Genomic DNA, 21,031 nt, shown 5'->3' on the forward strand with positions numbered 1-21,031 from the left:
GTTACATTCCGAACCCGGAAGCTAAGCCTCACAGCGCCGATGGTACTGCAGGGGGGACCCTGTGGGAGAGTAGGACGCCGCCGAACTATTATTAAAAGAGCTGGTCCCTGAACTTCGGTTCAGGGACCAGCTCTTTTTTGTTTTGCGTCACTTGCCGTTCACGTTCCGCAGCCAGCATCTGAGGCATGGGGACAGTTGGCATGTTGCGAGCCGCAGGAGTCGGCGCCGGTGACGAGGTCATCGTGCCGGCGTTCGGAAACGTCGAGATCGCCGAGGCCGTGGTCCTGGCCGGGGCCGTGCCCGTGTTCGCGGACATAGATCGGGCGTCATACTGCCTCGATCCTGATGCGGTGACCGCCGCCGTCACCTCCCGTACGGCTGCCGTGGCCGTCGTGCACCGCTTCGGGCACCCGGCCGACGTCAGGCGGCTTCGGGACGTCGGGCAGCGGCACGGCATCCTCGTACTGGAGCAGGGCGAGTCGGACGCCCCGTTCGACGAGCTCGCGCAGCGGCGGGCGCAGGCGATGTATCTGAGCGGACGGTTGAGCGGTGTCGTCACCCCTGACGGGGTCGAGGGGCACAGCTACCAGCAGTACGTCGTGCGGGTGCCCGGCAACGGCCGTCCCGACCGCGACGCCTTCGCACGGTCCGTGCGGGCCAGGGGAGTCGACTGCCGCGTGCCGGTGAAGACGCCCGTGCACCGCACGCCGAAGTTCTGGCGGGACGTCTGCCTCCCGGAGACCGAGCGTGCCGCGGACGAGACGCTGACATTGCCTGTCGGCGCTTCCCTGTCACGGCGTGAACTGCAGCGGGTCGTATCCGCGTGCAACGCTCTCGGCGGGCTGCTGCAACCCGCCTTCTGAGCGGTGCCGGAGGCGGTTCTGAGCAGCCGTCTGTTCGGGGTATGCTTTATTCCGTTGCCACGCGGGAAACCGCGAAAGGGCAACAGGCCCCTATAGCTCAGTCGGTAGAGCGTCTCCATGGTAAGGAGAAGGTCAGCGGTTCGATTCCGCTTGGGGGCTCAGAGAGTAAGTCGAGAAAGTCCCCGCCCAGTTGGGCGGGGACTTTTTTGTTTCCCGGGAGAAGGGGGCGGGCCCCCGCCCCCTTAGTCCTTCTGGATGCCGGGAACTCGCATGGCGAGGATCGCCATGTCGTCCGACGGGGCATCCGTGGCGAAGCGTTCGACCGCGCGCATGATGCGGGCCGCGACCGCGCCCGCGGTGAGGCCGGTGCACGTGGTGAGAACGTCCGCGAGGCCGTCGTCGCCGAGCATGCGGGTGCCTTCGCGGCGCTCGGTGACTCCGTCCGTCACGCAGAGCAGGACGTCGCCCGGGTCGAGCGTCATCGTCTGTTCGTAGAGCTCCAGGTCCTCCATGACGCCGAGGAGCGGCTGGGGCTCCGCGTACGGCTCGACCGTGCCGTCCTGGCGCAGGCGGAGCGGGAGCGGATGGCCGGCGCAGACGATCTTCAGGACGGCCGAGCCGTCCTCCTGCGGCCACAACTCCCCGTAGAGCAGGGTCAGGAAGCGGCTGCGGGCGCCCTCGTCGAGGATCGCGGCGTTCAGGCGTTCCAGGACCGCGGGGCCGCCGAAGCCCTCGCGGGCCAGGAGGCGCAGGGCGTGGCGGGCCAAGCCGGTGACCGCGGCGGCCTCCGGGCCCGTGCCGCAGACGTCGCCGATCGCGAAGCCGTACGCGCCGTCCCGGATGGGGAAGAGGTCGTAGAAGTCGCCGCCGACCTCATTGCCCTCGCCGGCCGCCCGGTAGATGACCTCGACCTCGACGCCCGGGATCTGCGGGAGCCCCGGCGGCAGCAGGCTGCGCTGGAGGGACTGGCTGATGGCCATGCGCTCCGAGTACAGGCGGGCGTTGTCCAGGGCGAGGGCCGCCCGGCGGGAGAGATCTTCGGCCAATTCCAGGATCTCTTGGCGGAAGTGTTCGTCGGATGGCTTGCCCAGCGTGAGCATGCCGATGACGCGGTTACGGGCGACCAGGGGCAGGACGACCGTCTCGCCGCCCACCGCCGATGCCGTGGAGAGTGTCGTGCCGATGCCCGAGCCCAGGCTCATGGGCTCACCGAGGCCGAGGCTGCGCATGGAGGTGCGCAGGGCGGCCTGGTGGGCGGCCTCCGAGGGAGCGGCCCAGATGCGGGCTCCCGGGGTCGGCACGGGGTCGGGAGGGGCGATCTTGGAGAGGAGCGCCTTCAGGCCGTCGATGCGCTCCTCGTCCTCATGGAGGACGTACGAGAGATAGGGCTCGGAGGACTGGTCGGCGATCGTGTAGACCGCGCACCAGGTGGCGAGCGTGGGGACCGTCATCTGGGCCATGAGCGCCAGGGTCTGATCGCGGTCCAGGGTGCCGGCGAGGAGATCCGAGGCCTCGACGAGGAACGAGAGCGAGCCGCGGCGCAGGCGCTCCAGCTCACCGAGGCGCGCGGACTCGACGGCGAGGGCGATGCGGTCGGCGGCGAACTGGAGGCGCAGGGCTTCTTCGTTCGAGTACCGGTCGGGGGCCTCGGCGGCGACACCCAGGGAGCCCGTGAGGCGGCCCTCGACCTTCAGCGGGACCGTGACGACGGAGCGCATGCCCGTGCCGCTGAGGAGCGGGACGGCGCCGGGGACGACCGTGAGGTCCTCGTGGACGGCCGGCATACGGGCGGAGCCGTACCGTCCGGGTCCTGCCTCCACGGGGACGCGGGCGAAGCGCTGGCGGGCGGAGGGCAGGCCCGTGGAGGCGCGTACCTCAAGCTCCGTCTCGTCGTCCGTGGCCAGGAGCAGGAAGGCGGCGTCGCCGTCGAGCATGTCGCGGGCGCGCTCGACCGTGCGCTGGAGCAGACCGTCGAGGTCGTCCGGCGCGGGGGAGCCGATGAAGACCTCGAAGGGGTCGGCGGTGTGCGACTCGGTGAGGGCGCCGGGCTCGGGGGCGGGGCCGCGCAGCGGGGTCTGCAGGACGGCGCGCTCGTCGTCGCGGACGAGCAGGCAGACCGTGGAGGGTTCGCCGTCGGTGTCGCGGACGCGCAGGTGCGAGGCGTAGACGGGGGTCACGCGGCCGTCGGAGCCGCGGATGCCGTAACTGCCCTCCCAGCGGGAGAGTTGGAGCGCTTCCACGATGCCCGTACTGGTGCCCGGGGTGTGCGGCCAGGCGGCGAAGTCGGTCAGCGGTTTTCCGGTGACCTGTTCGGCGACGTACCCGAAGAGCTCTTCCGCGTCTTCGTTCCACGCGGAGATCGCGCCCACGCGGTCGATCTGGACGACGGCGACGCGGACCCTGCCGTCGGTGAGCGGGAGCAGTTCGGCGGGGAGGGCGGGACCGGCCGCGCGGGTGCCCACCGAGCGGTCGGGGAGGTCTAGTTGGAACCAGACCTGTTTGTGGGTGGGGGAGTAGTCGACGCCCCAGCGGGTGGCGAGCGCCGCGCACAGCTGGAGGCCGCGGCCTCCCTCGCGGTCGGGGCTGCCCATGCTCGCCGCGGACTGCTGGAGCGGGATCTCACGTTCCGGATAGTGGTCGGAGACCTCGATGCGTACGGCGTCCTCGCTGCGCAGGCAGAGGACGTCCGCGGCGGTCCCGGCGTGCACCACGGCGTTCGTGACGAGCTCGCTGGTGAGGACGACCGCGTCGTCGACGATGTCCGTGAACCCCCAGCCCTGGAGGGTGTCGCGGACAAAGGAGCGGGCCGTCGCGACGGAACGCCCGACGGGGTCGAAAGTCGCAGCCGCGCGCGCGGTGATCACAGAACTCCTCGTACGAGTATCGACGCCCAGATCTCCCACCATGGTGCGGCCGCCCCTCCGATGCCCGCTTGTACGTGTGCCACCGCCCAGGCCGGGCAGGACCGGGGTGGTTGGACAGCCGGATGCCAGGTTACTTACCTTCGCCGTCCATGCTGATGCCGGTCGTCAGTGTTTCCGCCCGGAGGGTGGGCGGACGGTGTGCGAAGCTGCCGAACTGTTATGGCCTGGTTCAGCCATGGTGAAACACTGGGCAAGCTTCTTGGAGAGAGCCCAGGTAACCCGAGCAGTACGGTCGACCCTTGCGGGAGGGACACAGTGGAGTCTGGCGCAGCGACGCGGGGCACTAAAACGCGTGCGAAAGACGGACAGTCCCAGAGTAAACAGCGCAAACCGCGCAACGGGGCGACTACGTCCGTGGACACGGCTGCCCTGAACAGGTTGCTCGCGGCGCTGGCGGCGATGCGGGACGGAAACTTCCGCAAGCGGCTGACCGTTTCCGGTGACGACGTTATGTCCGAGATCGCGGCCGTCTTCAACGAGGTGGCCGACCGGAATCTGCATCTGACCGGTGAGATCTCCCGGGTCCGGCGCATGGTCGGACGTGAGGGAAAGCTCACGGAACGGCTGGAAACCGGCGCCAGTGAGGGCTCGTGGGCGGCGGCGATCGACGCGTCGAACGCGCTCGTCGACGATCTCGTGCGCCCCGTCTCCGAGGTCGGGCGGGTGCTGTCCGCGGTCGCCGAGGGTGACCTGGAGCAGCGGATGGAGCTGCGGGCGCAGGCGGACGAGGGAAACGGTCATCCTCTGCGCGGGGAGTTCCTGAAGGTCGGCAGGACGGTCAACAACCTGGTCGACCAGCTCTCGACGTTCACCGACGAGGTCACCCGGGTGGCCAGCGAGGTGGGTACCGAGGGCAAGCTGGGCGGTCAGGCGCGGGTACGTGGAATGTCCGGTTCGTGGAAAGATCTCACGGATTCGGTGAACACTATGGCGTACCGGCTCACCGCGCAGGTACGTGACATTGCTCTCGTCACGACGGCGGTCGCCAAGGGTGACCTGTCCCGGAAGGTGACGGTCCACGTCGCCGGCGAGATGCTGGAGCTGAAGAACACCGTCAACACGATGGTGGACCAGCTCTCGTCGTTCTCCTCCGAGGTGACGCGCGTCGCGCGCGAGGTCGGTACGGAGGGTGAGCTCGGCGGGCAGGCGCAGGTGCCCGGTGTGGCGGGCGTGTGGAAGGACCTCACCGATTCGGTGAACCTCATGGCCGGCAACCTCACCGCTCAGGTGCGGGGGATCGCCCAGGTCACGACGGCGGTGGCGAACGGCGATCTGTCCCAGAAGGTGACGGTGAGCGCGCGCGGCGAGGTCGCTCAACTCGCCGAGACCATCAACCAGATGACCGAGACGCTGCGTACGTTCGCGGACGAGGTCACCCGCGTCGCGAACGAGGTCGGTGCCGAGGGGCAGCTGGGCGGTCAGGCGAACGTGCCGGGCGCGGCGGGGACGTGGAAGGACCTCACCGACTCGGTGAACACGGTCTTCCGGAACCTCACCACGCAGGTGCGGGACATCGCGACGGTGACGACGGCGGTCGCCAATGGTGATCTGTCCCAGAAGGTCACGGTCGACGTAGCGGGCGAGATGCTCGAGCTGAAGAACACCGTGAACACGATGGTGGATCAGCTCTCCGCCTTCGGTGCCGAAGTGACGCGTGTGGCGCGCGAGATCGGTGTCGAGGGTGAGCTCGGCGGCCAGGCGCAGGTGCAGGGCGCGGCGGGCACGTGGAAGGACCTCACCGACTCGGTCAACACCGCCTTCCGTAACCTCACGGGCCAGGTCCGCAACATCGCGCAGGTGACGACGGCGGTCGCGAACGGCGACCTGTCGCAGAAGGTCACCGTCGACGTGTCCGGCGAGATGCTTCAGTTGAAGAACACCGTCAACACGATGGTGGACCAGCTGTCGTCCTTCGCCGACCAGGTGACGCGGATGGCCCGGGACGTGGGTACGGAGGGCCGTCTCGGCGGCCAGGCCCGCGTGGACGGCGTCAGCGGCACCTGGAAGGAACTCACCGACTCCGTCAACTTCATGGCGGGGAACCTGACGTCCCAGGTACGCCAGATCGCCCAGGTCACGACGGCGGTCGCCCGCGGTGACCTGTCCCAGAAGATCGACGTGGACGCGCGCGGCGAGATCCTGGAGCTGAAGAACACCATCAACACGATGGTCGACCAGCTCTCTGCCTTCGCCGACCAGGTGACCAGGGTGGCCCGCGAGGTGGGCACGGAAGGCCGCCTCGGTGGTCAGGCGCAGGTGCCCGGTGTCGCCGGTGTGTGGCGCGATCTGACCGACTCCGTGAACGGCATGGCCGGCAACCTCACCGCCCAGGTGCGCAACATCGCGCAGGTCGCGACCGCGGTGGCGCGCGGTGACCTGTCGCAGAAGATCGACGTGGACGCGCGTGGCGAGATCCTGGAGCTGAAGAACACCCTCAACACGATGGTGGACCAGCTGTCCGCCTTCGCCGAGCAGGTGACCCGGGTGGCCCGCGAGGTGGGCACCGACGGCATCCTGGGCGGCCAGGCCGAGGTGCAGGGCGTCTCGGGCACCTGGAAGGACCTCACGCAGTCCGTGAACGGCATGGCGAACAACCTGACCCTTCAGGTCCGCAACATCGCCGAGGTCACCACGGCCGTCGCCATGGGCGACCTCTCCAAGAAGATCACCGTCGACGCGAAGGGCGAGATCCTCGAGCTCGTCACCACCGTGAACACGATGGTCGACCAGCTCTCGAACTTCGCCGAGCAGGTCAACAGGGTGGCCCGCGAGGTGGGCACCGAGGGCAACCTCGGCGGCCAGGCGCGGGTCCCGGGCGTCACCGGCACCTGGAAGGACCTCAGCGACAACGTCAACCTGATGGCGAACAACCTGACCGGCCAGGTGCGCAACATCTCCCAGGTCGCGGCGGCGGTCGCCAACGGAGACCTGACCAAGAAGGTCACCGTCGAGGCGCGCGGCGAGGTCGCGCAGCTCGCCGACACCGTCAACACGATGGTGAAGACGCTGAGTTCGTTCGCGGACGAGGTGACCCGGGTGGCCCGCGAGGTGGGCACGGACGGCATCCTCGGCGGTCAGGCCCGGGTGCCCGGAGTGTCGGGCACGTGGAAGGACCTGACGGAGTCCGTGAACGGCATGGCCTCCAACCTCACCGGCCAGGTCCGCAACATCGCGATGGTCACCACCGCGATCGCCAAGGGCGACCTGACCAAGAAGATCGACATCGACGCCCGGGGCGAGATCCTGGAGCTGAAGACCACCATCAACACGATGGTCGACCAGCTGTCGTCCTTCGCCGAGCAGGTCACGCGCGTGGCCCGCGAGGTGGGCACGGAAGGGCAGCTGGGCGGTCAGGCGCGGGTGCGGGACGTCGACGGCACCTGGCGCGACCTCACCGAATCGGTGAACGAGATGGCAGGGAACCTGACCCGTCAGGTGCGTGCCATCGCCGAGGTCGCCACCGCGGTGACGCGCGGCGACCTGAACCTGAAGATCGACGTGGACGCGGCGGGCGAGATCCAGGTCCTGCAGGACAACATCAACTCGATGATCGCCAACCTCCGCGACACCACCCTCGCCAACAAGGAACAGGACTGGCTCAAGGGCAACCTGGCCCGGATCTCCGGTCTGATGCAGGGCCGCCGCGATCTGGCGGACGTCGCCTCGCTGATCATGAGCGAGCTGACGCCGGTGGTCTCCGCGCAGCACGGCGCCTTCTTCCTGGCGCTGCCCACGGACGAGGGCACGGAGCCCGGTGCCGAGCACGGGGACGCGTACGAGCTGCGCATGATGGGCAGTTACGGCTACTCCATGGGCTCCATGCCGACGTCCTTCCGGCCCGGTGAGACGCTGATCGGCACGGCGGCCCAGGAGCGGCGCACGATCCTCGTGGAGAACGCGCCGTCCGGCTATCTGCGGATCGCCTCCGGCCTCGGCGAGGCGCCGCCCGCGCAGGTGATCGTCCTTCCGGTGCTCTTCGAGAACACCGTCCTAGGCGTGATCGAACTGGCCGCTTTCCAGCCGTTCACGCAGATCCAGAAGGACTTCCTCAGCCAGATCGCCGAGATGATCGCGACGAGCGTCAACACCATCAGCGTCAACACGAAGACCGAGGTGCTGCTCAAGCAGTCGCAGGAGCTCACCGAGCAACTGCGGGAGCGGTCGGCCGAGTTGGAGAACCGGCAGAAGGCGCTGCAGGACTCGAACGCGGAGCTGGAGGAGAAGGCCGAGCTGCTCGCCCAGCAGAACCGCGACATCGAGGTCAAGAACACCGAGATCGAAGAGGCCAGGCAGGTCCTGGAGGAGCGCGCCGAACAGCTCGCGGTCTCCATGCGGTACAAGTCCGAGTTCCTCGCGAACATGTCGCACGAGCTGCGTACGCCGCTCAACTCCCTGCTGATCCTGGCCAAGTTGCTCGCCGACAACGCCGACGCGAACCTCACCCCCAAGCAGGTCGAGTTCGCCGAGACGATCCACGGCGCGGGCTCGGACCTGCTGCAGCTGATCAACGACATCCTCGACCTCTCCAAGGTCGAGGCGGGCAAGATGGACGTCTCCCCGACGCGCATCGCCCTGGTGCAACTGGTGGACTACGTAGAGGCCACGTTCCGGCCGCTGACCGCGGAGAAGGGACTCGACTTCTCCGTACGGGTGTCCCCGGAGCTGCCCGCCACGCTGCACACGGACGAACAGCGGCTGCTCCAGGTGCTGCGCAACCTCCTGTCCAACGCGGTGAAGTTCACCGACTCCGGAGCGGTCGAGCTGGTGATCCGGCACGCGAACGCCGATGTGCCCAACGCCATCCGCGAACAGCTCCTGGAGGCGGGTTCGCTGCGGGACGCGGACGCGGATCTGATCGCCTTCTCGGTGAGTGACACCGGCATCGGGATCGCGGGCAGCAAGATGCGGGTCATCTTCGAGGCGTTCAAGCAGGCCGACGGCACGACGAGCCGCAAGTACGGCGGCACGGGCCTCGGGCTGTCCATCAGCCGGGAGATCGCACGCCTCCTCGGCGGCGAGATCCACGCGGCGAGCGAACCGGGGCGCGGATCGACGTTCACGCTCTATTTGCCGCTGCACCCGAGCGAACTGCCTCCGCAGGGCTACACGCAGCTGGCGCCCCTGCCGGGCACGGTCGCGCGGCCCGCCCTGGAGGAGGCCCCGTCCACGGCCGAGCAGCCTCCGCGCAGCGAGCCGGCCACCCCGCCGCGGCCGGACTCGATGCCGGATTCCGGCACGCTCTTCCGGCGCCGTCGCCGTGCCGCGCACGCCTCGTCGGAGCAACCGCCGGTGCTGCCCGGGCAGGACGTCGCGGAGCCTCAGGAGCAGCGCTCGCAGGAGCAGTGGCCGGCCGCGGGGCAGGAGGCGCCCGAGGCGCGTCCCGGCTATCAGTTCGGCGGCGAGAAGGTGCTCATCGTCGACGACGACATCCGTAACGTGTTCGCGCTCACCAGCGTCCTGGAGCAGCACGGGCTCTCGGTGCTGTACGCGGAGAACGGCCGCGAGGGCATCGAGGTCCTGGAACAGCACGACGACGTGACGGTCGTCCTGATGGACATCATGATGCCGGAGATGGACGGGTACGCGACGACGACGGCGATCCGCAGGATGCCGCAGTTCGCCGGGCTCCCGATCATCGCGCTCACCGCGAAGGCCATGAAGGGTGACCGGGAGAAGGCCATCGACTCCGGGGCGTCCGATTACGTTACGAAGCCGGTCGACCCGGATCATCTGCTCTCGGTGATGGAGCAGTGGATGCGCGGGGAGTGACCGAGAAGAGGCTTCATTACGCGGAGTTGCTGACAGAGTGTGGCCGAAGCCGTGTAGAACCACGGTATTCGGGGAACCTTCTGGTCTCCCACTGCGTTTCTGCTACGTGCACAGTGACATCGCGGTGACAGGGTGTGGCGACAGGCGGGGTGCGGCTACGATGACCGGCACAAGGACGGACGGCGTAAGGGAGTCGTCCCCTGGGGCGGCGCCCGGTGTACCGCCGGGGCGAGGAGGGCGGGCCATGGTGCAGAAGGCCAAGATCCTCCTGGTCGATGACCGGCCGGAGAATCTGCTGGCGCTGGAGGCCATCCTCTCTGCGCTCGATCAGACCCTGGTACGGGCATCGTCCGGGGAGGAAGCGCTCAAAGCACTACTCACGGACGACTTCGCGGTCATTCTGCTGGATGTCCAGATGCCAGGCATGGACGGTTTCGAGACCGCCGCGCACATCAAGCGGCGAGAACGGACCCGGGACATCCCGATCATCTTCCTCACCGCCATCAACCACGGCCCGCATCACACGTTCCGCGGGTACGCGGCCGGTGCGGTGGACTACATCTCCAAGCCGTTCGATCCGTGGGTGCTGCGCGCGAAGGTCTCGGTGTTCGTCGAGCTGTACATGAAGAACTGCCAACTGCGGGAGCAGGCAGCCCTGCTGCGTCTCCAGCTGGAAGGCGGCGGCAAGTCCGCGGCGGGTGACGCCAAGGAGCCCGCAGGGCTGCTGGCCGAGCTCTCCGCGCGCCTCGCGGCGGTCGAGGAACAGGCGGAAGCGCTCTCGAAGCAGCTGGACGACGACTCGGCGGATGCCGCCGCGGTCGCCACCGCTGCCCATCTCGAACGCAAACTCACCGGCTTGCGGCGGGCTCTTGACGCCCTGGAGCCGGGCACCGGAAGCGGTGCGCCTTCGGTGTCCTCGCAGAGTTGAGCCCACGCGGAGGCGGTGAACGTCCGTCAGTTCACCGCCCCCGCAAGGGCGACACAAACGGGTGAAGCAGTAGGCACACGTGTCCGCGGTGGTCTCCACCGGTAACCTCAGACACATGGCCTCACGTCCGTCCGCAGCCAAGAAGACGCCCGCGAAGAAGGCGGCCGCGCCCACAAAGGCTCCGGCGAAGAAGGCCGTCGCCAAGAAGCCGCCAGCCAAGAAGGCCCCGGCGAAGAAGGCGCCCGCCAAGAAAGCCGTGGCGAAGAAGCCCGTGCCCAAGCCGGCGCCCAGTCCCACGGGCGGTGTGTACCGCCTCGCGCGCGCCCTCTGGCTCGGTCTCGCGCACAGCGTGGGCGCGCTGTTCCGCGGCATAGGGCGGGGCGCCAAGGGACTCGATCCGGCGCACCGCAAGGACGGCCTCGCGCTGCTGCTGCTCGGTATCGCGCTGATCGTCGCCGCGGGCACGTGGTCGAATCTGCGCGGTCCCGTGGGCGATCTCGTCGAAATGCTGGTGACCGGTGCCTTCGGCCGCCTCGATCTGCTCCTTCCGATACTGCTCGCGGTCATCGGCGTACGCCTCATCCGGCACCCCGAGAAGCCCGAGGCGAACGGCCGCATCGTGATCGGCCTGTCCGCCCTCGTGGTCGGTGTCCTCGGCCAGGTGCACATCGCCTGCGGCTCGCCCGCCCGCGCGGACGGCATGGCGGCCATAAGGGACGCGGGCGGCCTTATCGGCTGGGCGACGTCCACTCCGCTGATCTTCACCATGGGCGAGGTCCTCGCCGTACCGCTGCTCGTCCTGCTGACCGTCTTCGGGCTGCTCGTGGTCACGGCGACGCCCGTCAACGCCATCCCGCAGCGGCTGCGGCTGCTCGGCATCAAGCTCGGCATCATCCAGGCGGAGCCCGAAGACATGCAGGGCGACTACGGGGACGACGAGCGGTACGAGGAGCAGTGGCGCGAGGCGCTGCCCGCCCGCGCACGCAGGCGCGCAGAGGCCCCTGAGGCGTACGCCCCGGACCAGGCGGAGGAGGAGGCGTTCACCCGCCGCCGCAGGCCCCGGAGGGCCTCCCAGCCCTCTCTGGACCGTCCGATGGACGCGGTGGACGTGGCGGCCGCCGCTGCCGCCGCCCTGGACGGCGCCGTCCTGCACGGCATGCCGCCGTCGCCGCTGGTCGCCGACCTCACGCAGAGCGTCTCCGGGGAGCGCCACGAGAAGCCCGAGAAGCCGGAGACGTCCGAACAGCCCGCCGAGAGCTCCGCGCCGGTGCCCACCGCGCGCGCCAAGGACGGCCCGCCGCCCGGCGTGCGGCGCAAGAAGCCCGGCGAGTCCGACGACTCCGGAGTGCCGGACCTGACGAAGTCCGCCCCGGAGAAGGCGCGGGACCTCCCGCCGCGCGCCGAGCAGCTGCAGCTCGCCGGGGACATCACGTACTCGCTGCCCTCGCTCGACCTGCTGGAGCGCGGCGGCCCCGGCAAGACCCGCAGCGCGGCCAACGACGCGGTCGTCGCCTCGCTCAGCAATGTGTTCACGGAGTTCAAGGTCGACGCGGACGTCACCGGTTTCACGCGCGGTCCGACGGTCACGCGGTACGAGATCGAGCTCGGCCCGGCCGTGAAGGTCGAGAAGATCACGGCTCTGGCCAAGAACATCGCGTACGCGGTCGCCAGCCCCGATGTCCGCATCATCAGCCCCATCCCCGGCAAGTCCGCCGTCGGCATCGAGATCCCGAACACCGACCGCGAGATGGTCAACGTGGGCGATGTGCTCCGTCTGGCGGACGCGGCCGAGGACGATCACCCGATGCTGGTGGCGCTCGGCAAGGACGTCGAGGGCGGCTACGTCATGGCCAACATGGCGAAGATGCCGCACATCCTGGTCGCCGGAGCCACCGGCTCCGGCAAGTCCTCGTGCATCAACTGTCTGATCACGTCGATCATGATGCGGGCGACCCCCGAGGACGTACGCATGGTCCTCGTCGACCCCAAGCGCGTCGAGCTCACCGCGTACGAGGGCATCCCGCACCTGATCACGCCCATCATCACCAACCCCAAGCGGGCCGCCGAGGCGCTCCAGTGGGTCGTGCGCGAGATGGACCTGCGCTACGACGACCTGGCGGCGTTCGGCTACCGGCACATCGACGACTTCAACCAGGCCGTCCGTGACGGCAAGCTCAAGACGCCCGAGGGCAGTGAGCGCGAGCTCAGCCCGTACCCGTATCTGCTGGTGATCGTCGACGAGCTCGCCGACCTCATGATGGTCGCCCCGCGCGACGTCGAGGACTCGATCGTGCGCATCACGCAGCTCGCGCGCGCGGCGGGCATCCACCTGGTGCTCGCCACGCAGCGGCCGTCCGTGGACGTCGTGACCGGTCTGATCAAGGCGAATGTGCCCTCGCGGCTCGCCTTCGCGACCTCGTCGCTCGCCGACAGCCGCGTCATCCTCGACCAGCCGGGTGCCGAGAAGCTGATCGGCAAGGGCGACGGGCTCTTCCTGCCGATGGGCGCGAACAAGCCCACCCGAATGCAGGGCGCCTTTGTCACCGAGGACGAGATCCACGCGGTGGTCCAGCACTGCAAGGACCAGATGGCGCCCGTCTTCCGGGAAGACGTCACCGTGGGCAGCAAGCCGAAGAAGGAGATCGACGAGGACATCGGCGACGATCTCGATCTGCTCTGCCAGGCCGCTGAGCTGGTGGTTTCCACTCAGTTCGGGTCCACGTCGATGCTCCAGCGCAAGCTGCGCGTCGGTTTCGCGAAGGCCGGACGGCTCATGGACCTCATGGAGTCGCGCGGCATCGTGGGGCCCAGCGAAGGCTCAAAGGCTCGTGACGTTCTTGTGAAACCCGATGAGCTGGATGGCGTGCTGGCAGTGATCCGCGGGGAGGCTCACCCATAAGGGAGCGGCAGGCAACCGTTTCCCTTCGGCATACGTCAAGTTGAGGGGAGGGACAGCCCCATGCCCCGCCATCAGGATGTCGGGCCATTCCGATGGCGTACAAAGTCCGTCGCCCGGTTGCCCCACCCTTCACGAACCCCCCTAGACTGAACATCCGGCAGGTGGCTACACGCTCGAAAGGCGCCCCCGTGTCCATCGGCAACTCCCCTGAAGACGACCGCCCTTCAGACCACCGACCTACAGACGACCGTCCCCTTGACGGCCGTCCCGCAGTCGAGAGCCCGGCTGACGACCGGCCCTCGATCGGGCGCACGCTGCAGCAGGCACGTGTCGACGCGGGCCTGACCGTCGACGAAATCAGTACGTCCACCCGGGTGCGCATCCCGATCGTGCACGCGATCGAACAGGACGACTTCTCCCGATGTGGCGGAGATGTGTACGCCCGCGGACACATCCGGACGCTCGCCCGCGCCGTGGGGCTCGACCCCGCCCTTCTGCTGGCCCAGTACGACGAGGCGCACGGCGGCCGCCCGCCCGCGCCCACCCCGGCGGCGCCCCTCTTCGAGGCCGAGCGGATCAGGTCCGATCCGCGCCGTCCCAACTGGACCGCCGCCATGGTCGCGGCGATCGTCGCGGTCATCGGCTTCGTCGGATTCACCGCGTTCAGCGGCGGGGACGAGGAAGACGGCTCGAAGTCGCAGGTCGCCGAGGGTGCCACCCCCGCCACCAGCAAGCCCGCCACGAAGCCGGCGCCCAACAAGCCCGCCGACCCCAAGCCCGACCCGTCGGACAGCGCGATCGCCGGTGCCCCGCGGGACAAGGTCACGGTCAAGGTCAACGCCGCGGACGGCCGTAGCTGGATCTCGGCCAAGGACCACAACGGCCGGACGCTCTTCGACGGCGTCCTGGAGCAGGGCAAGTCGAAGACCTTCCAGGACAAGCAGAAGATCGACCTGGTCCTCGGCGACGCGGGCGCGATCAAGCTCTTCGTGAACGGCAAGACGGTCGAGAACGAATTCGAGCCCGGCCAGGTCGAGCGGCTCACCTACACCAAGGGCGACCCCGAGGTCGGCTGAACCCTTGCGGCAGCGGCCCGGGACCCTCGCGGCGGGGGCCCGGGCAGGGACGAAGTAGTCTTGAGAGCATGCCCGAACGCCGTACCGTCGCCCTTGTCACTCTTGGCTGCGCCCGTAACGAGGTGGACTCGGAGGAGCTCGCAGGCCGCTTGGAGGCGGACGGCTGGCAGCTCGTCGAGGCCGCCGAAGACGCGGATGTCGCCGTAGTCAACACCTGTGGATTCGTCGAAGCCGCCAAGAAGGACTCCGTCGACGCCCTCCTGGAAGCCAATGACCTCAAGGGGCATGGCAAGACCCAGGCCGTCGTGGCGGTCGGCTGCATGGCCGAGCGCTACGGCAAGGAGCTCGCCGACGCCCTCCCCGAAGCCGATGGTGTCCTCGGCTTCGACGACTACTCCGACATCTCCACCCGCCTCCAGACCATCCTCAGCGGTGGCAGTGTCGAGGCTCACACCCCGCGTGACCGGCGCAAGCTGCTGCCGATCAGCCCCGCGGAGCGCCAGGAAGCCGGTTCCGACGTCGCGCTGCCCGGCCACGCGCCCATGGACCTCCCGGAGGGCGTCGCGCCCGCCTCGGGTCCGCGTGCCCCGCTGCGGCGGCGCCTGGGCACCAACCCGGTCGCCTCGGTGAAGCTGGCCTCCGGCTGCGACCGGCGCTGCTCGTTCTGCGCCATTCCCTCCTTCCGCGGGTCCTTCATCTCGCGCCGCCCCTCGGACGTACTGGGCGAGACGCGCTGGCTGGCCGAGCAGGGCGTCAAGGAGGTCATGCTCGTCTCCGAGAACAACACCTCGTACGGCAAGGACCTCGGCGACATCCGGCTCCTGGAGACGCTGCTTCCCGAGCTGGCCGCCGTCGACGGGATCGAGCGGGTGCGCGTCAGCTACCTGCAGCCCGCCGAGATGCGCCCCGGGCTCATCGACGTACTGACCTCCACGGAGAAGGTCGCCCCCTACTTCGACCTGTCCTTCCAGCACTCCGCTCCCGGCGTGCTGCGGGCCATGCGGCGCTTCGGGGACACCGACCGGTTCCTGGAGCTCCTGGACACCATTCGGACGAAGGCCCCGCAGGCCGGCGTGCGGTCGAACTTCATCGTGGGCTTCCCCGGCGAGACCGAGGCCGACGTGGCCGAGCTGGAGCGGTTCCTCACGGGTGCGCGGCTGGACGCCATCGGCGTCTTCGGGTACTCCGACGAGGAGGGCACCGAAGCGGCGACGTACGACAAGAAGCTGGACCAGGATGTCGTCGACGAGCGGCTCGCGCGCATCTCGCGGCTCGCGGAGGAACTGACCTCCCAGCGCGCCGCCGACCGTCTCGGTGAGACCGTCGAGGTGCTCGTGGAGTCCGTGGACGACGAGGACGGCGCGATCGGCCGGGCGGCTCACCAGGCGCCCGAGACGGACGGCCAGATCCGCTTCACGGGCGCCACGGGTGGGGACGGCCTGCAGGTCGGTCGTATGGTCGTGGCAAAGGTGGTCGGCACGGAAGGCGTGGACCTGGTGGCTGAGTACAGCGAAATTCTGGGGGACTCGCCCCGGATTCCGGCCGAGGAGGCACGCAGATGACCGGAGTCCCGGCATCCGCGGCGGGCGGCTCCGGCGCGCAGGGCGCCAAGCCGGTGCGCGGCGGGAAGTTGGGCGCTGCGGCCGTCAATCAGGCCAGCGTGTGGAACGTCGCCAACTTGTTGACGGTGATCCGGCTGCTGCTCGTGCCCGGCTTCGTGATGCTGCTGCTCGCCGACGGCGGGTACGACCCGGCGTGGCGCGCGTGGGCCTGGGCGGCCTTCGCCGTCGCCATGATCACGGACCTCTTCGACGGACACCTGGCACGCACGTACAACCTGGTCACGGACTTCGGGAAGATCGCCGACCCGATCGCCGACAAGGCGATCATGGGCGCGGCGCTGGTCTGTCTCTCCTACCTCGGAGATCTGCCGTGGTGGGTGACGGGTGTGATCCTCGGGCGTGAGCTCGCGATCACGCTCCTTCGCTTCTGGGTGATCCGCTTCGGAGTGATTCCGGCCAGTCGCGGCGGCAAGATGAAGACGCTCTGGCAGGGCGTGGCGGCCGGGATGTACGTCCTCGCGCTGACCGGGCCGCTCGCCACGCTGCGGTTCTGGGTGATGGCGGTCGCCGTCGTGCTGACCGTCGTGACCGGTCTCGACTACGTACGGCAGGCCGTCGTGCTGCGGCGCCGGGGTCTGGCGGAGGCGCGTGCGGCGTCGGCTGCCTCAGCGGCCGTCGCTCAGGCAGCCGACGCCGCTGCTGCCGCCTCCGGCGAAGGGACTCGGGAGTCGGCCTCGTGATGTCCCTCGGCCCGGCCGCGGAAGCGCTGCGGCTCCTTCAGGCACGCGGCGAGACGCTCGCCGTGGCCGAGTCGCTCACCGGGGGCCTGGTGGCCGCCGAGCTGACGGCGGTGCCGGGGGCCTCGCGGGTCTTCCGGGGGTCCGTGACGGCGTACGCGACGGAACTGAAGCACGACGTGCTCGGGGTCGACGGCACTCTGCTGGCCGAGCGCGGTGCCGTGGACGCCGATGTGGCGCTGCAGATGGCGGCGGGTGTGCGCAAGGTCATGGGCGCGGACTGGGGGATCGCGACCACGGGCGTCGCGGGGCCCGATCCTCAGGACGGGCAGGCGGTCGGGACCGTTTTCGTGGCGGTCGACGGGCCGGTCTACGAGCTGAGCGGCACCGATTCCGCGCTGAGCGGGGCTCTCTCCACGGTCGGCGGAGTGGATTCCGCTCTTCGCTCTGAGGGGAAAGTAGCCGCTCTGAGGTTGAACGGTGGGCGTTCGGACATTCGTATGGAGAGTGTACGGAGCGTGCTCACGCTGCTGGTCGAGCGGCTGTCCGGCGAACGTGCCGGGAACGAGCGGGCACAGGATACGGAACAGAACGGGGGGACTTGATGTTTGCAGCCCTGAGTGAACACGACATCGCTCCCCGCACGGCCGCCGCGCGAGGCGGTACGGTGGGGCGTGAAGGATGCGGCTACGCGGTCCGAGGAGGGAGCCACCGATGATTCTGCTCCGTCGCCTGCTGGGTGACGTGCTGCGTCGGCAGCGCCAGCGCCAGGGCCGTACTCTGCGCGAAGTCTCCTCGTCCGCCCGAGTCTCGCTCGGCTATCTTTCCGAGGTGGAGCGGGGGCAGAAGGAGGCATCCTCCGAGCTGCTTTCCGCGATCTGCGACGCGCTTGACGTACGGATGTCCGAGCTCATGCGCGAGGTGAGCGATGAGCTCTCCCTCGCCGAACTGGCTGCGTCGGCAGCGGCTACGGAACCGGTGCGCGCACCGGTTCGCCCCATGCTCAACTCCGTCTCGGTGAGCGGTGTGCCGCCGGAACGGGTGACGATCAAGGCGCCTGCGGAGGCGGTGGACGTCGTCGCCGCGTGATGCTGCGTTGACTGTGCACGCTGTTTGAGCGCTCAGTTGTACCGAATGTGTCGAAGCCCCGGCCGGGTTACCGGTCGGGGCTTTCGTGCGTGCTGGGGGCTGGGGGCTGGGGTTCGTGGGGGAGCGGGGGTGGCTTCGGGGCGGCCTTTTGAGGTGGCTCGTTCGTCTTCTAAGATGCCTGCGGGATGTCCCTATTGGCACACTTGTGCCATGGTTGGTGGGGATTTTGCTCACGCGATCCCATGATCTTTGGAGGCTGGATGTACGTCGTGAAGAGCCCTCTGTCCGATGCGGATCTGAAGACGGTCTCGGACGCCCTGCAGGGTGCGCTGGTGGACCTGGTCGACCTTTCCCTGGTGGCCAAGCAGATCCACTGGAACGTGGTGGGCACGCGCTTCCGCTCCGTCCATCTGCAGCTCGACGAGGTCGTGGACACGGCGCGGACGCACTCCGACACGGTGGCCGAGAGGGCTTCCACGCTCGGCGTCTCGCCCGACGGCCGCGCGGCGACCGTGGCACGGAGCAGCGGCATCGGTGAGGTAGCCGGCGGCTGGGTCAAGGACGCGGACGCGGTGGGGACGCTCGTGGACGCCCTCGGTGCGGTGATCACGCGGATGCGGAAGCGGGTCGCGGCGACCGGCGATGCGGATCCGGTGAGCCAGGACATCTTCATCGGGATCACGGCCGATCTGGAGAAGCATCACTGGATGTTCCAGGCGGAGAACGGCTGAGCTCTGTCGCTGTTCGCTGTTCGCTCTTCGCTGTTCGTTGAGCGCTGTCCGTTGGGCGCTGGGTGTTCCGGGTGATTGAGCAAGGCGGTGGCCGTGCCTCGTGTGCCCTGTGGTGCGCCCTCCCGGTCGGTTGAGCCGGGCGTTTAGCGTCGACCGGGCGTCGGGCGGGTCTTGTGCGGTGACGTGCTGGGGCATGAGGTCCCTCGGTGGGTCCTGGCGCGTCTGGCCTCGTGTGGAGGTGGTGGCCGTGGCATGGAGAGTCGTGCGGTGGGCGCCGGCTCTGGCGCTCGGCGCGCTCTGGTGGTGGGGAGTGCTGCGGCTGGCGCTCGTGCCTGGTGCGGGGGTCCTGGAGGGGGCCGTCGCGGCCGGTGGGTGGGGATTGAGTCTGCTGCCGGTGCACTGTGTGCCGTGGTCCCGGGCGGTGAGTGAAGCCAAGGCGTCACGGGCTGCCCGGGGGGCCCGGGCTTCTCGGGTCTCCGGGTTCGCCCGGTTCGCGGGGCGTGACCGGCGGCCGGACGGTGGGCCGGAGTCCGGGGAGCGATCCGGGGGGCGTACGGCCGGGGGTGCTGCCCGGAGCGTCGTCGGCGCTGTCACCACGGCATGGCGACGCCGCCGTTCGGGCGGAGGATCTGGCCCGTCGTGAAGGCGGACGCGTCGGATGCCAGATGCAGGACGGCGTGGGCGATGTCCTCCGGTTCGCCCACGCGGCCCAAGGGGGACATGCGGACCATGAGCCCCTCGGTGTGCGCCTGGGCGGCTGTGTCGTGGCGGTTGGTCATGGGGGTACGGATCCAGCCCGGCGCGACGGCGTTGACGCGGATACCGTGCGGGCCCACCTCGGTGGCGAGGGTCTTCGTGAGCTGGACGACTGCGGCTTTCGCGGCGCCGTAGCAGAGGAGGCCCGGACCGCCGGTGTCCACTGCGCCCGAGGCCATGGTGATGATGCTGCCGGGGCGGCGGGAGGTGTTGGGGCTCTCGATCCTCGTGGTCCTCTCGGCCCTCTCGGTCCTGTGAGTGGCGTCTGGCTCGTCGGTCCGGATAGCGGTGCCGGTCGCCTTGTCGGCGTTCGCCGCGATCATCGCGCGGGCCGCGGCCTGGCAGGCGTACAGAACGCCCTTGAAGTTGATGTTCAGGACCCGGTCGAGGTCCTCGTCGCGGGTCTCGAGGACCGGGCTGCTGTGCATGATCCCGGCGATGGCGGCCATGACGTCGAGGCGGCCGGAGGTCACGGTGGCGGTCGCGACGGCCTGATCGACCTGGGCCCGGTCCGACACGTCCAGGGCGTGGGTGTGCGCGGTGCCGCCCGCGGCCTTGATGAGCGTGGCCGTCTCGTGGAGTCCCTGGGTGTCGCGGTCGGCGCAGTGGACGGTGGCGCCCGCTTCCGCGAGGAGTACGGCCGAGGCCCGGCCGATGCCGCTGGCCGCGCCGGTGACGAATGCGGTGCGTCCGCTGAGGTCGTACGCCGTGAGGGGCATGACGGGACGGTACGGCTGGATCTGACGGGGCGTCAACTGGTGGGTGTGTGTGGGTTCGTGGGAGCGATCTGGAGGGTGGGGGGCGAAGGGCCGGGTGGGACGCGGGGTCAGGGTGTGGGGCCCTGTTGACAGGCGGGGCACCAGTACGTGGGGCGGCTGCGGGAGCCGTCGCCCTGCTCTCCCACGCGGATCGGGGTGCCGCAGCGCAGGCAGGGCCGGGGTGCGCGGCCGTAGACGTACAGGCGCTGGCCCGCGCGGTCGCGGCCCGTGGTGGTGCGCGCCGGGCGGTCGCGGTTCGCTTCCAGGAGCTTCTTGGAGAGGGCGGGGAGGCGGGATGCTTGTTCGGCGGGAAGCTCGCCCATGGTGAGCCAGGGGGTGACGCCCAGGAGGAAGCAGAGCTCGCTCTTGTAGACGTTGCCGATACCCGCGAGATTGCGCTGGTCGAGCAGGGCTTCGCCGAGGGCGCGGTCAGGGGTCGCCAGGAGGTTGGCGAGGGCCTGCTCGGGGTCCCAGTCGGGACCCAGCAGGTCGGGTCCGAGGTGGCCCACGGCTTTGTCCTCGTCGGCGGTGCGGAGGAGTTCGAGCACCGGGAGCCGGTAGCCGACGGCTGTGCGCTCGGCGGTGCCCAGGATCGCCCTGATCTGGTGACCGGGGCCGCCCCTCCAGCGCTCGCCGGGGGCGTACACCTTCCAGGAACCGTCCATGCGGAGGTGGGAGTGGAGGGTGAGCCCGCCCTCGAAGCGGGTGAGGAGGTGCTTTCCGCGCGGGGTGACGTCCAGGACGGTGCGCCCGGTGAGGTCTACGGTCGCGAGCTTCGGGACGCGGAGGTCGGAGCGCGTGACGGTGTGCCCGGCGAGGGCGGTGTGCAGCCGCCGGGCTGCCTGGTGGACGGTGTCGCCTTCGGGCATGAGGTCCAGGGTGACATGTCGGGGGCGGGGGCGGGGGCGCGTCGCCACGCGGCGGGGTGATCGGGGTGGG

The 21,031-nt window shown here is 69.4% G+C and carries 14 protein-coding genes, 1 tRNA gene and 1 rRNA gene; 13 read left to right on the forward strand and 3 right to left on the reverse strand.

Going from position 1 to position 21,031, the window contains the following annotated elements; all coding sequences use genetic code 11:
* The 3 genes from rrf to AB0E78_RS41370 all read left to right on the forward strand — a co-directional run.
* Positions 1-86, forward strand: a 5S ribosomal RNA gene (gene rrf / locus AB0E78_RS41360); the annotation flags it as partial.
* A gap of 114 nt (positions 87-200) precedes the next feature.
* Positions 201-863: a DegT/DnrJ/EryC1/StrS family aminotransferase gene (locus AB0E78_RS41365; RefSeq protein WP_361844730.1), complete on the forward strand. Its 663-nt coding sequence runs from the start codon at positions 201-203 to the stop codon at positions 861-863.
* An 86-nt stretch (positions 864-949) separates the two neighbouring features.
* A tRNA-Thr gene (locus AB0E78_RS41370) sits at positions 950-1,022 on the forward strand.
* A gap of 83 nt (positions 1,023-1,105) precedes the next feature.
* Here AB0E78_RS41370 and AB0E78_RS41375 read toward each other — a convergent pair.
* Positions 1,106-3,769 (reverse strand): SpoIIE family protein phosphatase, encoded by a 2,664-nt coding sequence (locus tag AB0E78_RS41375; protein WP_361844732.1) that lies wholly within the window; start codon positions 3,767-3,769, stop codon positions 1,106-1,108.
* Positions 3,770-4,042: 273 nt separating this feature from the next.
* Between AB0E78_RS41375 and AB0E78_RS41380 the strand changes: the two genes are divergently transcribed.
* From AB0E78_RS41380 to AB0E78_RS41425, 10 genes are all read left to right on the forward strand, one after another.
* On the forward strand, positions 4,043-9,556 hold the full coding sequence (locus tag AB0E78_RS41380) for a HAMP domain-containing protein (protein WP_361844734.1): 5,514 nt from the start codon (positions 4,043-4,045) through the stop codon (positions 9,554-9,556).
* A 244-nt stretch (positions 9,557-9,800) separates the two neighbouring features.
* Entirely contained in the window at positions 9,801-10,484 is a 684-nt protein-coding gene (locus AB0E78_RS41385) for a response regulator (protein ID WP_160507566.1), read from the forward strand.
* 115 nt (positions 10,485-10,599) lie between these two features.
* Complete coding sequence (locus AB0E78_RS41390) at positions 10,600-13,383, forward strand: DNA translocase FtsK (protein WP_361844737.1); 2,784 nt, start codon at positions 10,600-10,602, stop codon at positions 13,381-13,383.
* Positions 13,384-13,571: 188 nt separating this feature from the next.
* Entirely contained in the window at positions 13,572-14,459 is an 888-nt protein-coding gene (locus AB0E78_RS41395; protein WP_361844739.1) for a RodZ domain-containing protein, read from the forward strand.
* A gap of 68 nt (positions 14,460-14,527) precedes the next feature.
* Entirely contained in the window at positions 14,528-16,021 is a 1,494-nt protein-coding gene (rimO, locus tag AB0E78_RS41400; protein WP_361844742.1) for a 30S ribosomal protein S12 methylthiotransferase RimO, read from the forward strand.
* Positions 16,018-16,761 (forward strand): CDP-diacylglycerol--glycerol-3-phosphate 3-phosphatidyltransferase, encoded by a 744-nt coding sequence (gene pgsA, locus AB0E78_RS41405; RefSeq protein WP_361844744.1) that lies wholly within the window; start codon positions 16,018-16,020, stop codon positions 16,759-16,761. Before rimO ends, pgsA begins: the two co-directional genes overlap by 4 nt.
* Positions 16,761-17,363 (forward strand): CinA family protein, encoded by a 603-nt coding sequence (locus AB0E78_RS41410; protein WP_361844747.1) that lies wholly within the window; start codon positions 16,761-16,763, stop codon positions 17,361-17,363. Before pgsA ends, AB0E78_RS41410 begins: the two co-directional genes overlap by 1 nt.
* Positions 17,364-17,472: 109 nt before the next feature.
* Positions 17,473-17,847 (forward strand): helix-turn-helix transcriptional regulator, encoded by a 375-nt coding sequence (locus AB0E78_RS41415; protein ID WP_160507571.1) that lies wholly within the window; start codon positions 17,473-17,475, stop codon positions 17,845-17,847.
* A gap of 260 nt (positions 17,848-18,107) precedes the next feature.
* Positions 18,108-18,578, forward strand: a complete 471-nt coding sequence (locus AB0E78_RS41420; protein ID WP_361844750.1) for a DNA starvation/stationary phase protection protein — start codon at positions 18,108-18,110, stop codon at positions 18,576-18,578.
* A 193-nt stretch (positions 18,579-18,771) separates the two neighbouring features.
* A complete protein-coding gene (locus AB0E78_RS41425) occupies positions 18,772-19,221 on the forward strand; it encodes a hypothetical protein (RefSeq protein ID WP_361844753.1) in 450 nt (149 codons plus the stop codon).
* On the opposite strand, the gene AB0E78_RS41430 is transcribed toward AB0E78_RS41425, so the two are convergent.
* Entirely contained in the window at positions 19,169-20,053 is an 885-nt protein-coding gene (locus tag AB0E78_RS41430; RefSeq protein WP_361844756.1) for an SDR family NAD(P)-dependent oxidoreductase, read from the reverse strand. The genes AB0E78_RS41425 and AB0E78_RS41430 overlap by 53 nt on opposite strands.
* Before the next feature lie 107 nt (positions 20,054-20,160).
* On the reverse strand, positions 20,161-20,961 hold the full coding sequence (locus AB0E78_RS41435) for a DNA-formamidopyrimidine glycosylase family protein (RefSeq protein WP_361844759.1): 801 nt from the start codon (positions 20,959-20,961) through the stop codon (positions 20,161-20,163).
* Positions 20,962-21,031 lie beyond the last annotated feature (70 nt).

Source organism: Streptomyces sp. NPDC032198, assembly GCF_040636975.1.
Classification (GTDB): Bacteria; Actinomycetota; Actinomycetes; order Streptomycetales; family Streptomycetaceae; genus Streptomyces.

Excerpts from the sequence above, each read along its gene's own strand:
- AB0E78_RS41365 (WP_361844730.1), top strand. The coding sequence starts at position 201 with ATGTTGCGAGCCGCAGGAGTCGGCGCCGGTGACGAGGTCATCGTGCCG.
- AB0E78_RS41375 (WP_361844732.1), bottom strand. The coding sequence starts at position 3,769 with ATGGTGGGAGATCTGGGCGTCGATACTCGTACGAGGAGTTCTGTGATC.
- AB0E78_RS41385 (WP_160507566.1), top strand. The coding sequence starts at position 9,801 with ATGGTGCAGAAGGCCAAGATCCTCCTGGTCGATGACCGGCCGGAGAAT.
- AB0E78_RS41390 (WP_361844737.1), top strand. The coding sequence starts at position 10,600 with ATGGCCTCACGTCCGTCCGCAGCCAAGAAGACGCCCGCGAAGAAGGCG.
- rimO (WP_361844742.1), top strand. The coding sequence starts at position 14,528 with ATGCCCGAACGCCGTACCGTCGCCCTTGTCACTCTTGGCTGCGCCCGT.
- pgsA (WP_361844744.1), top strand. The coding sequence starts at position 16,018 with ATGACCGGAGTCCCGGCATCCGCGGCGGGCGGCTCCGGCGCGCAGGGC.
- AB0E78_RS41410 (WP_361844747.1), top strand. The coding sequence starts at position 16,761 with ATGTCCCTCGGCCCGGCCGCGGAAGCGCTGCGGCTCCTTCAGGCACGC.
- AB0E78_RS41415 (WP_160507571.1), top strand. The coding sequence starts at position 17,473 with ATGATTCTGCTCCGTCGCCTGCTGGGTGACGTGCTGCGTCGGCAGCGC.
- AB0E78_RS41420 (WP_361844750.1), top strand. The coding sequence starts at position 18,108 with ATGTACGTCGTGAAGAGCCCTCTGTCCGATGCGGATCTGAAGACGGTC.
- AB0E78_RS41425 (WP_361844753.1), top strand. The coding sequence starts at position 18,772 with ATGAGGTCCCTCGGTGGGTCCTGGCGCGTCTGGCCTCGTGTGGAGGTG.
- AB0E78_RS41430 (WP_361844756.1), bottom strand. The coding sequence starts at position 20,053 with ATGCCCCTCACGGCGTACGACCTCAGCGGACGCACCGCATTCGTCACC.
- AB0E78_RS41435 (WP_361844759.1), bottom strand. The coding sequence starts at position 20,961 with ATGCCCGAAGGCGACACCGTCCACCAGGCAGCCCGGCGGCTGCACACC.